This window comes from Marinicella rhabdoformis (genome assembly GCF_009671245.1).
In the GTDB taxonomy this organism is placed as follows: Bacteria; Pseudomonadota; Gammaproteobacteria; order Xanthomonadales; family Marinicellaceae; genus Marinicella; species Marinicella rhabdoformis.
Window position 1 is genome coordinate 157,338 of the sequence record NZ_VTFS01000003.1, and the last position, 13,951, is coordinate 171,288.

The 13,951-nt window shown below is 41.9% G+C and carries 9 protein-coding genes; 3 read left to right on the top strand and 6 right to left on the bottom strand.

Annotated features, from left to right (window positions below; genetic code table 11):
* Nucleotide 1: 1 nt before the first annotated feature.
* Nucleotides 2–805 carry a type 1 glutamine amidotransferase domain-containing protein gene (locus FET73_RS08555; RefSeq protein WP_154223538.1) on the bottom strand — a complete coding sequence of 268 codons (804 nt, stop codon included), beginning with the start codon at nucleotides 803–805 and terminating at the stop codon, nucleotides 2–4.
* A gap of 170 nt (nucleotides 806–975) precedes the next feature.
* Nucleotides 976–1,398 carry a hypothetical protein gene (locus FET73_RS08560; RefSeq protein WP_154223539.1) on the bottom strand — a complete coding sequence of 141 codons (423 nt, stop codon included), beginning with the start codon at nucleotides 1,396–1,398 and terminating at the stop codon, nucleotides 976–978.
* A 958-nt stretch (nucleotides 1,399–2,356) separates the two neighbouring features.
* On the opposite strand from FET73_RS08560, the gene FET73_RS08565 reads away from it, so the two are divergent.
* The 3 genes from FET73_RS08565 (at nucleotide 2,357) to FET73_RS08575 (ending at nucleotide 5,305) form a co-directional block, all read left to right on the top strand.
* Entirely contained in the window at nucleotides 2,357–3,916 is a 1,560-nt protein-coding gene (locus tag FET73_RS08565; protein ID WP_179952197.1) for a SulP family inorganic anion transporter, read from the top strand.
* 210 nt (nucleotides 3,917–4,126) lie between these two features.
* A complete protein-coding gene (ppk2, locus tag FET73_RS08570; RefSeq protein WP_343032282.1) occupies nucleotides 4,127–5,032 on the top strand; it encodes a polyphosphate kinase 2 in 906 nt (301 codons plus the stop codon).
* Nucleotides 5,033–5,041: 9 nt separating this feature from the next.
* On the top strand, nucleotides 5,042–5,305 hold the full coding sequence (locus FET73_RS08575) for a hypothetical protein (protein WP_154223540.1): 264 nt from the start codon (nucleotides 5,042–5,044) through the stop codon (nucleotides 5,303–5,305).
* 50 nt (nucleotides 5,306–5,355) lie between these two features.
* Here FET73_RS08575 and FET73_RS08580 read toward each other — a convergent pair whose 3' ends face one another.
* The 4 genes from FET73_RS08580 to FET73_RS08595 all read right to left on the bottom strand — a co-directional run bounded on the left by FET73_RS08580 (nucleotide 5,356) and on the right by FET73_RS08595 (nucleotide 13,751).
* Nucleotides 5,356–6,069, bottom strand: a complete 714-nt coding sequence (locus FET73_RS08580; protein ID WP_154223541.1) for a response regulator — start codon at nucleotides 6,067–6,069, stop codon at nucleotides 5,356–5,358.
* A gap of 67 nt (nucleotides 6,070–6,136) precedes the next feature.
* Nucleotides 6,137–9,442, bottom strand: a complete 3,306-nt coding sequence (locus tag FET73_RS08585; protein ID WP_154223542.1) for an efflux RND transporter permease subunit — start codon at nucleotides 9,440–9,442, stop codon at nucleotides 6,137–6,139.
* Nucleotides 9,432–12,650, bottom strand: a complete 3,219-nt coding sequence (locus FET73_RS08590) for an efflux RND transporter permease subunit (protein WP_154223543.1) — start codon at nucleotides 12,648–12,650, stop codon at nucleotides 9,432–9,434. Before FET73_RS08590 ends, FET73_RS08585 begins: the two co-directional genes overlap by 11 nt.
* Before the next feature lie 33 nt (nucleotides 12,651–12,683).
* A complete protein-coding gene (locus FET73_RS08595) occupies nucleotides 12,684–13,751 on the bottom strand; it encodes an efflux RND transporter periplasmic adaptor subunit (protein ID WP_218944301.1) in 1,068 nt (355 codons plus the stop codon).
* Between the last annotated feature and the right edge of the window lie 200 nt (nucleotides 13,752–13,951).

Below are 13,951 nucleotides of genomic sequence, written 5' to 3' on the forward strand. Positions count from 1 at the left end.
TTCAATCAGCCGACGCGTTAGCGGTCGGCTGTATTGATGTGTTAAGCTTTTCGCCTTTCTCGAGCAAGATAAGCATTTCTTTCGCTACCAATGCAGCAGGTGGCAAGAACATTGTTGACACTATGCGCGCATCTATGATGACCTCATGTTTATCGGCAATATTGTCTTTATTGATTGCTAGTGCACCGTTTTTACGAAGCTGATCTTCAACGAGAAATGGCAGTAAAGTACCCTGCTTAGCCCAAGACTTCTCCGCTTCCGTCGAGTTAGGGAAGCCCGCAACTCGCTTTCCCTGAACCAAAAACTTGCCATTTTTTAGTTTTACATTCGCAAAAGCGCCCGCTCCGTGCCCACTACTCCCGACTACTCCACCGCCTTCATAAATCTCCGCCATTATATCAAGTAGCTTTTGATTCGAAGCCACGTCAAACAGCGTCCCGTAGCCCCCACCTACAAAGACGGCAGCATAATCCTCAGGGTTAACCTGATTCGGCTTCAGTGAGCTATTAGCCTTGTCCAAAAAACCTTCATACTTTATTGTGTAACTGCTGATACCAAGAGGGTCCATCATAAATGGCACTACTCCTCCGGCCGGAGAAGCAAAATCAACTGCATAGCCATGAGAAATAAATATATGGTACGGAGGCGCGTATTCCCAAAGGTTATTTCTAGCGTCATGCTTATCAGGATCGCCCATATCTTCCAGATTTGAGGCAATGATCAGAATCTTTTTGGCGTCGCCTGCTTGGGCTGGCAGAGCAAAGCCGATAAAGATGATGCCCAATACCAAAACTAAATTTTTCATATTTACTCCATTGATTTAACTTTTGCTCAGAATTAGGCTTAACGCCAAGCTCAATTGCACAGCGGTTGTAGTGAGTATTGTGCAACAATGAGCGCAGCGAATGCACATAAACGAACGTAGACCACTAAGTCAATTGGAGCGCCTAGTTATGTGTTTTTTGTACTTAAACTTTACCAAAATTTCCACCAAGGTTTTGTTACTTCCAATTCTACGGCACTACTTGGGAATAATATTTCTCCGTTGTCAGCGCTGGCATCAAAAAAACCTATAGAGTGCTTTATTGATAGTTCACGCATTTTTGGATAAGCCTCTTCAGCTACAGACCATGAAAATGCGGAATAAATTACGTGCTTACCAACACAATGATCAGTCACCTTAGGATTGTCGTCATCTTCAGAAGCAAGTGGTCCATTCATGGGAGGGAAATATTCAATCATATCCTTGAACCACGCCTGCAACCCTTCGGTTGAAACTTCATTATCTTGATATGAATGATCTTCTTCCCATTCTGTTTGTTGGGCATACCACTTCATAAAGTCTTTTCTTTCCTTTGGTGCGACTGTGGGGTCAAAGACCATTAAGTCATAACTCATGCTTCACTCCTCTAGCACATAACAATTTATTAAATATGCATTGTAGTCATTTAATAAAGACAAATACAGCGAAACACTGGCTTTTGAATTGGTTTTCAACACAATATGGTAAATATTTTACAAAACAAATGGTTTTAAATTTGAATTTCTGTAATAAAAAAGCTGTGATACGCCGATATTTAATCAAACCTTGAATAACATGCAATCTATGTCATTTTATATACATCTAACCCGTGGTGCATTTGGGAGTTTTTCCAACAAAAAATACCGTCATTACCCGGCTTGACCGGGTAATCCATAGCGAAGCGGGTTCAAACGAAGTTTGAAAATATACAATATTCAAAAAAAATGTGATGTTTTTCAATTTTTCCTGCTTCAAATGCACCACGGGTATACACCTATTTAATGTTTATTGGTTAAGTTTTTGACGCAACTGTTTTATATGTTCTGGTTCCTGAACTCGCGGATAACGGTATGGCGGTGTGAAAACCACTTTCAACCGTCATACCGGCGAAGGCCAGTATCCAGTTGGAACAGCAAACAACGCACAGTATTATAGCTTATAGGTCTTGAGTAAGGTCTTGAGTAAGGTCTTGAGTAAGGTCTTGAGTGTTGTGCAAAGTAACCTCTGAGGCTGAAAATCATTTTTCAAAACTGGATTACGGCCTTCGCCGCAATGACGAGATGTGGTGTTGCACTGAACTGGATTACATGCTTGGAAATTCTCTATTGCCCACTCGATTTAGCTGGAACCATTATTGCTTTTATTGCTAATTAGCTGGAGATACTCGTGTCAAGCATGAGTATGACAGTTTGAGGACATACTTTTTGATTGAGCATTTTTTTGAGAGTGAGTGCATATTTTTGGCATGTCCAGAGTTTAAGTAACTCAGCTTTTGATTGACATTTCAAGCACATCAGGTAGTATGCGCGGCATTGTGAATTAAGGGTTTTTACCGTGTTTAACTTGATATCTAAAAGAATGGGCTACAGCGTCAAGAATGACGTGTTGTCCGGTTTGACCGTTGCTTTGGCTTTGGTGCCCGAAGCTGTGGCTTTTGCTTTTGTCGCCGGTGTGGATCCGATGGTGGGTTTGTATGCGGCCTTTATGGTGGGTTTGATTACCTCAATTTTTGGTGGTCGTCCTGGCATGATTTCAGGTGCCACAGGCGCGATGGCTGTGGTCATGGTGGCTTTGGTTGCACAACATGGTGTTGAATATTTGTTTGCTGCTGTGGTGTTAACCGGTGTGCTGCAAATCTTGGCCGGTGTGTTCAAACTCGGCATGTTCATACGCATGGTGCCTCACCCTGTGATGCTGGGCTTTGTGAATGGTTTGGCGATTGTTATTTTCTTGGCCCAATTGGGTCAGTTTAAAATCATTGACGCCAATGGCATTCAACAATGGATGACAGGTCCTACCTTATATTGGATGGTTGGTATGGTGGCTTTGACGATGTTCATCATTCACTTCCTGCCCAAATTGACACGTGTGGTGCCGGCTTCATTGGCTGCCATTTTGATTGTCACGGGTTTGGTGATTGGTTTTGATGTGCCTATTCCTAATGTGATCGATTATGTTCGTTCTAATTCAGGCAACCCTGAGGCCACGATTGCTGGTAGCTTACCCGCCTTTTCTATTCCATCAGTGCCCTTTAATTTAGAAACACTAAAAATCATCTTCCCTTATGCTTTGATTTTAGCCGCTGTTGGTTTGATTGAGTCTTTGTTGACTTTAACTTTGATAGATGACATCACTGAAACTCGCGGTCAAGGTAACCGCGAATGTGTCGGCCAAGGCTTGGCCAACTTCACCAATGGCTTTTTCGGCGGCATGGGTGGTTGTGCGATGATTGGCCAAAGCATGATTAACATCAAATCAGGTGGTCGAGGCCGCTTATCAGGCATCACTGCTGCGATTGCTTTGTTGCTGTTTATTCTGGTGGGTTCTTCGTGGATTGAAATGGTGCCATTGGCTGCTTTGGTTGGCTTGATGTTTATGGTGGTTTTGGGCACTTTTGAGTGGGCCAGCTTGCGCATGATAAACAAAGTTCAGAAGTCAGAAATATTTGTTATCGTATTGGTATCAGGTATCACTGTGATTGCTGATTTGGCGATTGCTGTGATTGTCGGTGTGATTGTTTCTGCTTTGGTTTTCGCTTGGAAAGGGGCCAAACGCATTTTTGTTGAAAGCCATACAGAAGAAGATGGCAGTAAAATTTATATGGTCAAAGGCCCTGTGTTTTTTGGTTCAATTCACAATTTCAATGATCAATTCAACCCAAAAACCGACCCTCAAGAAGTGATTGTTGATTTTGCTCAAGCACGCGTTTATGACCACTCAGGCATTGAAGCCTTGGACTCTTTAGCAGAGCGATATATGCGCAATGGCAAGAACCTGCATTACCGTCACCTCAGCCCTGAATGCCGTCAACTCCTGAAAAAAGCAGGTAATTTAGTTGAAGTCAATGTGATAGAAGATCCAGACTATCATGTGGCAGACAGTCAGCTGGGATAAAGTAACCCAATTGACCACATCCCCAAAGGGCTTGAATCCAACTGGATTTCAAGCCCCTTTTTTTTAAAATTACAGTCACTTTTAAAAGCATATTCATTCGACTGCAAAACAATCAGTCTAATTACATTCTTCCTCTTGATATATCTCAATTAAATTGACATCTTTTATAGGTATAATGTTAGTTATTTGCACACTTTTTTGGAGAACTGAGTGAAACTATCTAAAACCGATGCTTTAAAACAGCTTGAAATTTACACTGATCATCAGTTTGTCATGTCTCAAGACAAACCCATTTCTGGCAAAAAGTTATTAAAACTTTCTGCAGCTGCTGGAGACTACCCTTTTTCAGAAAGGATTGGTTTGTATGACTATGAACAACAAAAACACCTGCTCCAAACAGAACTGCTGAAAGTGCAAAGCTGGGTTAAAGAAACGGGCCAAAAAATCGTCTGCCTTTTTGAGGGTCGAGATGCAGCCGGTAAAGGTGGTACCATAAAACGTTTTATGGAACACTTAAATCCCCGTGCTGCTCATGTTGTCGCTTTAGAAAAACCCACTGCCCGTGAATTGGGACAATGGTATTTTCAACGCTACATTGCTCAACTCCCCTCACAAGGTGAAATGGTGTTTTTTGACCGTTCTTGGTACAACAGGGCTGGTGTAGAGAAAGTCATGGGCTTTTGTAACAATGACCAATATGATCAATTCATGCACCAGGTGTCACCTTTGGAAGACATGTTGGTTGACTCAGGAATCATCTTATTTAAATTTTGGTTTTCAGTGACGCGACAAGAACAATTGAGGCGATTTTTTAATCGCAAGAATGATCCTTTGAAACAATGGAAGTTAAGCCCTGTTGATATCGAATCATTAGGGAAATGGGATGATTACACCACAGCAAAAACCAACATGTTTAAACACACAGATACAGAAAATGCACCGTGGACCATCATCAAGTCAGATGATAAAAAAAGGGCCCGAATCAATTGTATGCGTTTCTTTTTAAGTCAATTAGATTATCCTGAAAAAGACCATTCAATTGTTGAACCTTATAATGATAAGATTGCTGGTTCTGTTGAACAAATATACAATGGCTTTTCACAAGACCGTCAATAAAAAACACCCATGGACAAAAAAGATTTAGAAAAACTGACCAACCGCACAGAAAAAGCGGCCAAACAGGCTGAAAGCCATTTAAAAAGAATAGAAGAAATTTTATTAAAAGTTGAAACTGAATTTGAAGAAATCAAAGACATCAGGGCTGATTTAGCCAAAGAACAAAAGAAAAACATCAAAAAGCAATTGTTAAAAATGTCTCAAAAAGCAGCCAAAAAAGCAGCCAAAAGAAGTGAAGCAATTGCTAAGATAAAAAATCAATTGAACAACTGATGCTTTATTAAGTCAACCTCACAATGTCCGTGAGGTTGACTGATGTGTTTTTAGGCAGTAGCAAGTTTGTACCCAATACCACGTACCGTCTGAATCCACTTGTCCCTCTCATGAGGTTTCAACGCCTTCCTTAAGCGCAACACATGAACATCAACCGTTCTGTCTTCTACAATGGTATTTCGTCCCCAAACATGATTTAGAATATGCTCACGAGCCAATAATTTATTAGGGTTTTGCAAAAACAACTTGAGTAACTTATATTCAGTTAAACTTAAACTAACACCCGATTCATTGACCGTCACTTCATGTGCTGAGGCGTCCATCACAATGTCTTGAAAACTGAGTTTATGACTGGTTTCAAAGCCTTTAGATCGACGTAAATGCGCCCTGATGCGAGCCATCAGTTCAAGCATCGATGCCGGTTTTGTCAAATAATCATCGGCACCACGCTCAAGTCCCTTGATCTTGTCATGCTCTTCAGAGCGTGCAGTTAACATGATGATGGGGACCTCTTTGACCACTTCATCTCGTCGAATCATGTCAATCAAGTCTATACCACTCATGTCTGGTAAACCCCAGTCTACAACTATCAAGTCAGGGTGCACCTGATTCAATTGTTCCAAAGCTTCATTACCAGAGGCCGCTTTGATGGGATCAAAGCCTTCTCGTTTTAAAGAAAACGCCATCATTTCTCTGATGGCCATGTCATCTTCAACAATCAATATATTGGTGTGCATTTCTGGAGGTTCTGTTAAAACTGACATATTAGGGTGTTATTGTGACGATACCATGACAATATCGTCACAAATAAACCAACCTTTAGCAAGTAACTTAAACAGATTCTGCCTTCTTAGCTGTGCGCGCTTCTTTTCTGGCTCCAAAATGGCGCAACTGCCAACGACTTGAAGACCAAGCCCTCAAGTCATCTAACCAGCAATACAAACTCGGCAAAATCACCAAGCTGACCACAGTAGAAAAGGTCAAGCCTCCAATAATCGCACGAGCCATCGGAAAATACTCAGCACCACCTTCACTGCCTAAACTAGAGGCACTGACACTCAATGGAATCAACCCCACAACAGTGGTTGATACAGTCATCAAAATCGGGCGCAAGCGATCTTGGCCACCTTGTATGATGGCATCATATCGGCTTAACCCCTTGAGCCTTAAATTATTAATGTGATCTATCAAAACAATGCCATTGTTCACAATCACGCCAATCAATATCATCATACCAATGCCGGCCATGACATTGAAAGTCGTTCCTGTTATGGCAAACATCACCCATGTCCCAACATAGGAGAAGAAAATTGAAGTGATCACACACAGAGGAAACAGCAAGGATTCAAACATCGCTGCCATGATAATAAAGATGAGGCAAATGGCAATAACCAAGTTCAAAAACAAATCATCTAATTTCGGATTGAATCCCCTGCTGCCACCGTCAAAACTCCAACGGTAGCCAGAATCAAAAGGAAATGCATCAAGCTTAGCTTGGATGCTGTCTTTGACTTCTTTGACATTGGCATCATCTATCACATCTATTTCAATTTCAACCGTGCTTTCGCGGCTCATTCTTCTCAGGCGTTGAGGAGATGAGGCTTGTGAAATACTGGCCACATTTTCCAATGGCACTGAAACACCTTGGTTGTTTTTAATCGGTAAGTTGAGCAGCTGTTCCAGTTTGAATTCGCCTTTTTTGTAATAACGCATCTTGACTGGAATTTCACCCGACTCATTGATGTATTCTTTTAGGTTCATGCCTCGCATGGCGATGTTGACACTTTGTGCCACTTCTACTGGACTTAAACCCAGATTCAGCGCACGCTCCCTGTCAACCACCACCTGTAACTCTTGTTGACCATTGCGCTGCTCCACCTGTACGTTCGTAACTTGCTCCACCTGTCTTATGGAAAACATCACATCATCTAAGTAACGGTCTTTAATCCACTCAGCAGAATCGCCTTGTAAATATACCTTGATGCCTTCATCACCAGAATTGCTTCGCCACCTAAACGAAGGTGCTCCGATGGCAATTTCCGGCAAGTTTTCAAGGATTTCTTTTTTAATTTCAGCCACGGTTTTGGTACCCTGCTCGGCTGGAATCAAAGTGATCATAGAGCTGGCGTTCCCTTCTTCACTGAAGTAACTGTAAACAGAATCTATTTCAAATTTTTCTTGGTTTTCATACAAGTACGCTTCTATGCGGTCCACATCTTTTTTCATGCGCTCAAGGGTATATGTCCCTTTCACATGGTATGGCAGCCAAAAATTTCTGCTTACGGACTGTCCCGTACCATCATCTTCTTTCATGAAACTTTTTGCCACCTGTCCGGCTAAAGACATCAGCACAATAAACCCCACCATAGCCCATCGATGGTGCAAGGTGAAATGCAGTATTTTGGCGTATTTGGCAGTGAATACCAAAGAAAACAAAAAGAACAATGACACGTAAACCAATATGGTGTTGCTGTCACTTGGCATGCCGAATGATTTAGCGACAACCGACCCCAGAATGATGACCATCAATATCAACAACCACTTTTTACTGTCTGACAATCGAGACCAAAAAGTGTTTTTAGGTGTGCTTTCAGCTTTATTTTGAATTTGTTTGTTGATGCCTGTGGCAAACTGATAAATGGCCATGGGAACCACGGTCACTGACAGCATCAATGAAATAACCAAAGCAGCAATGATGGCAACAGCCACATGTATCATAAATACAGCTATCAGATTTTCTTCCCCAACGATTAATGGCAAGAACACACAAATGGTGGTTAAAGTACCTGCAATCACTGGCGTCATGACTTGTTTAACACCTTCGATGATGGCCAAACGCGGGTGGCCCGGATTTTTCTGCTTCTGGGTAAAAATACTTTCGGTAATCACCACCGAATTATCTACCAACATACCAATCGCTAACATCAAGCCCATCAATGACAAATTATTTAAAGTGATGCCAGTAAAATACATCACTGACAAGGTGATAATGATTGATACAGGAATAGACAATGAAATGATCAAAGTCATCGCCCAATTGCGTAAAAACACAAACAAAACCACCAAAGACAACAGCGAACCTGTCACCCCAGCCGTCACCACATCACGCAAAGAATTTTTCACACCTTCAGCTTGGTTTTCCAAGAACACCAGCTTAATGCCTGCCATTTGCGATGTTTCACCCAATTGTGTGATGGTAGCCACCACTTCTTCAGCAACATCCACCAGATTAGCGGTTGATTCTTTGTAGATTTCTAAGCCAATCGAATATTTGCGGTTCAAATGGCGAGAATAATTACGCTCGCCATTCATCAATGTCACCGTGGCAACATCTTTCAGGCGCACATTGTTGTCATTGAGCAATAAATCTTGATAGTCTTCGATTCGCAGGGCTTTGGATTTAGGCGTGATGCGAATCACTTGATCGTTGGTGGTGAAGTTTCCTGAACCCACATTGAAATTCACGTCATTGATTTTACTTTGTAACTCACGAAAACCAATGTTGTAGCGCTTCATGCGTTCATTGTCTAATTTGATGCTGATTTCAAGTGGCTCAATGCCTTGTAAATCTACGCGAGCCACACCCGGTATGCGTTGAACTGGCTTGACCAAGTATTGATTCAATAAATCATAAGCACCTTCCAAATTACGATCCCCTGTAATTCGCAACTTCATGAATGTTTCTTCACCCGCTTCCGCTTTGTTGATTCGAATGTACCTAACATCATCGGGCAAAGAAGGTCGTAACAAATCGACCTGTTCTTTTATTAACATCGCTGTTTCATCGACATCCACATCTGTGGCAAACATCAATCCCACGCCACCGCCATCGGTGCTGCTGTTCGAGTTCATTCGTTCAATGTCACCAATGGTGGCCAATGCCTCTTCTAATGGTCGAGTGATGGTGCGTTCCACATCCTCAGGCGTACCCGCTTGATAAGGCACAAAAACATAGAAGAAAGGCAATTTAATTTCTGGCATCGATTCCAAAGACAACAAACGCGAAGATATCAACCCCATGGTCAATAATGACACAAAAACCATGCTGATGGTGATGGGTCGATTCAAAGAAAAGGCAGCGAATCGACTGACGCCAGTTGAAGCTTCTTCAAATGCTTGCGGTGCTTTATTCGACATCTTGGCGCTCCTTGGTCATCAACGAGAACAAGACCGGAATCACAACCAAGGTCAAAAAGGTAGAAACCATCAAGCCACCCATCACAGTGATGGCCATTGGCGCCCTGATTTCACTACCTGCGCTGGATTCACCTATCGTTATGACCATTGGCATCAAGCCCAACACGGTTGTCATGGTGGTCATGATGATGGGACGCAGTCGTGAATGACCTGCCTCAATGATGGCTGCTGTTTTGTTCATGCCTTGTGCCATCAATTGCTTAATAAGGTCAATCAATACAATCGCGTTATTCACCACAATTCCGGCCAGCATGATGAGACCAATAAACACCACCACCGATATGGTTGTTCCAGTGAGGTACAAAGCCCAAATGGCGCCAATAAAGGCCAACGGAATAGAAATCAAAATCACAAAAGGGTGTACCAATGACTCAAACTGGGAAGCCAGAATCATATAGACTAAAAATACAGCCAAGCCCAACGCAAATACCATGGATTGATTTGAAGCCTCTAAATCTTCGTTCTGTCCAGTCACTTGGGTATAAACCAAAGGATGAATCTCCGTGCTTTGCAGCTTCTCTTTGGCTAATGCCACCGCATCACCCAATGCAATGCCTTGAATATCTGCTGTCACCACGATTACACGCTGTTGATCACGACGTTCGATTTGTCCAGGACCTTCTGCCAAACGCACATCTGCCACATCTGAAAGTCGAATGGGCGAAGTGCTATTGGGGTTGATGATGAGGTTTCTGACATCCTCAACAGAATCTCGCTGTGTTTCTTGAGTTCTTACACGCAGCTCAACTTTTTGATCCTGCCAATGCACATTGGTCTCAACCTTGCCCAACACTTTATTGACCACATTATTCGCCACTTGTGACACATTCATGCCTAAAGATGCTATTTTTTCTTGGTCAAAATACAGTTGAATTTCAGGGTTGCCGATTTCAACTCCGCTGTCCACATTAACAAAATAAGGCGAGCTGGATAAAGATTGCGCCATTTTCTTGGCATTTTCTTTTAACAAATCTAAATCATTTCCTGCTAATTCAATTTCAATCGGCACCGCCAAATCAAAAAATTGCCCCGCGGCCAACTCACTTTGCAAGCCCGCTTTTTGATTCAAGACACTCAATAAGTCTTCTTGTATGCGTTGTTTGTCTGAACCTATTTTCAAGCTTAATAAAATCTCACCTGAGTTTTCACCACCTGATAAGGCAGATGCATCTAATTTATTGCCTTCTCCACTGATGCCGTAAACAAATTGAACACCTTCAATCTCACTGATTTTGGCGCTGATTTTTTTGAAAAATGTATCTGTAGATTCAATCGTTTCACCTTCAGGCAATTTAAATACCACCTTGGCTTTATTGGCCTCTAAGTCTGGTATCAGTTCCATCCCCAACCGAGGTAGTAGTTGTAAAGTCAGAGCAAAAGTGACGACAGCCAATGTCAAAACAACCCAACGGTGATTCAATGCCCAAGGCAACAGTTTTTTGTAGAGCTTTAACAACAAGTTATATAAACCATTAACGCCCTTGGCTGGAAAATACAAAACGAAGCCCAGCAGCTTGCCAAAAAGTTTGAATAGGGTTTTAAAGAACCAAATAATACTTTCGAATAAATTGTTAAAAAAGCCACGCCTTACGCCCCTTATTCCGCGACCAATACGTGTCTTAGACTCATATTCGGCTTGGCCTGTGTTACTTAAATGCGTCTTTTTGTGTGCTTTCAAACTGGACATCATTGGTATCAATAACAAAGCAAATACCAAAGAAACAATCAGAGTAAATGTAACCGTCAGGGCTTGGTCTTTAAACAATTGGCCGGCAATACCCTGAACAAAAATCAAGGGTAAAAACACAGCAATGGTGGTCAGCGTTGATGCAGTAATAGCACCACTGACTTCAGAGGCACCTTGCTCTACAGCCAACAACTCATCCCCTTTGCTTCCTTTCATTTTAGCGGCGATGTTTTCCAGTACCACAATACCGTTATCCACCAACAAGCCCACTGCCAATGCCACCCCACCCAAAGACATGATATTGAAACTGACGCCTGCACGGTACATAAAGAAAAACCCAGCAATAACTGAAACTGGAATCAAAGCACCAATAATCACTGTTGCCCACGCATCTCGCAAGAACAAGAAAATAACCAGAATCGCCAGAAAACCACCGATAATGGCAGATGAAACGACGTTATCAATCGCATCTTTAATAAACAATGACTGGTCGTTGATGATTTTTAGCTGGCTGCCATTGGGTAATTCTTTTTTCAATTGATTGATTTTTTCTTTGACCGCTTCTGCAACTGACACTGTGTTGCTGTCGCCTTCTTTATAAATGGCAATTTCAATCGCTTCCTTACCATTCAGTCGATTGATTGATTTGCGGTCTTTGTGACCCAGTTTAACTTCAGCCAGGTCTTTGATTTTGATGATTCTGCCGTCTTTATTGGCAATGATTAAATCCTTGATTGAATTGATGTCTTCAAACTGATTAATCGTTCTGACCAAAAACATCTGAGAACCTTGTTTGATGGCCCCACCTGTGAGGTTGATGTTTTCCTGCCTTAAACGTGATGAAATGTCACTGATGGTCAAACCCAACTGGGCCATGCGGAACTGGTCGGGTTGAATTTCTATTTCTTTTTCATAACCACCAGATATTTTCACTGCGGCCACACCCGCTACTGGATCTAATTTTTTCTTTAAAATATGGTCAGCGTACGAACGAAGCGCTTTTAACTCAGCCTCACCTTCTATGCCATCCAAACTCAAAGCCAATTGAATGACAGGGTCAGTAGATGGGTTAAAACGCAATAAAATTGGTGCATCCACATCCAAAGGTAATCGCACAGCATCCATGCGGTCACGTACATCATAAGCAGCTCGTTTCATGTCCGCATCCCATGTGAACTCTAACTTCACATCAGATCGACCTGTTGTTGACGTTGAAAACACCCGAGATATGCCTTTTACGACACCAACCGACTCTTCCAGTGGTTTGGTTATCAACAATTCTATCTCTTCAGGTCCAGCATTTTCATACTCGGTTCTGATGGTCATGGTTGGGTATTCTAATGACGGCAATAAAGTCACCGGCATTTCTTTCATGGCAATCACGCCAAATAGCATGATGGTAATAGCCATCATCGAAACAGTGACACGTCGTGTTACCGCAAAATGAGTCAGTCCTTTCATGGGGCCTCGCCTTTGATATGTTGTGGTTTGGGTTTAGTTATAGTTAATGACTTTAACAGTTGAGTCAGGCGTCAAGTTATTTTTGCCTGTGGTCACTACCGTTTGACTGGCCAGAATGCCCGCAGTCAACTCCACCGTATCTAACATTTCATAACCCAATGTCACTGTTGTACGTTTCACGCCATCTTCACCATCTAGCTCATACACGAATGCCATGTCGTCTTCACGAATGATGGCATCTTTATCAACCACAACAACATCTTTTCTTTGATCATAAATGATTTCAGCTTTGGCAAACAGTCCAGGTCGCAAAATATGGTCTTTGTTATCAACAGCTACTGTAACTTGAAAGGTTCCAGAACTGGAATCTATCGTTGGTGCAATGCGTTCAACATGGCCGTCAATTTTCATGTTCTGTACCGCATCAAAATCAAAGCTAACAGGCAAGCCTTTTTTCATCAACAACCAATGGTGCTCTGGAACAGAAATTTTAGCTTGCAAAGAATCAAAATCCACCACATCGAATACTGCTGTCGCATTTTGAATTAAATTGCCAATTTTGACGTGTCTTTTCGCAACCATTCCATCAAAAGGCGCTTTTACCTGTGTGAACGACAGGTTCATGGCAGCCTGATCATAACTGGCCTTTAATGACTTGGTTTCAAAGCGCAAATTATCAACTTGTTCGGTATTGGTTAACCCTTTTTTAAGCATCAACTCAGCTCGCTTAAGGTTATTCAAGCTTTTATCGTAATTCGCTTTGGCACTGTTTAATGACAACTGCTGTGTATCAGACTCAAGCACCATCATGACATCACCTTCTTTTACCAAATCACCCTCTTCTACTTTAATTTCAAGAATGATACCTGAAGATTTGGTTGTTACCGTTGCTTGCCTGTCAGCTTCGAGTACCGCAGTAGATTTAAATGTGGCTATGGCATCACCTAACATGGTTTCTGTGGTTTCTACATTGATGACAATTTTTTCTTTATCCTTGTCTTTATCTTTATTTTCTTTATTGGCATTGGCTTGCCCACCGCAACTGGACAGTAACAACGACGAAAAGGCCACAACAAAGGCCATTAACACTTTTTTACTCATGATGATTTCTTTAGATTCCGTAGATTTAATGATTATAACCATATAACGGCTTTATTCATGTGCCTTAAGTCATTTAAAAACAACCCTTCAATCAATAAAGCATTTGATTTAGCCAGCCTCAACTTTGCTGGTCAGTTATTTTTACTGCTCAATTATTTCAAACAGCCCGTGAATTTTTGATGAAAACGTAAAGTTATTTG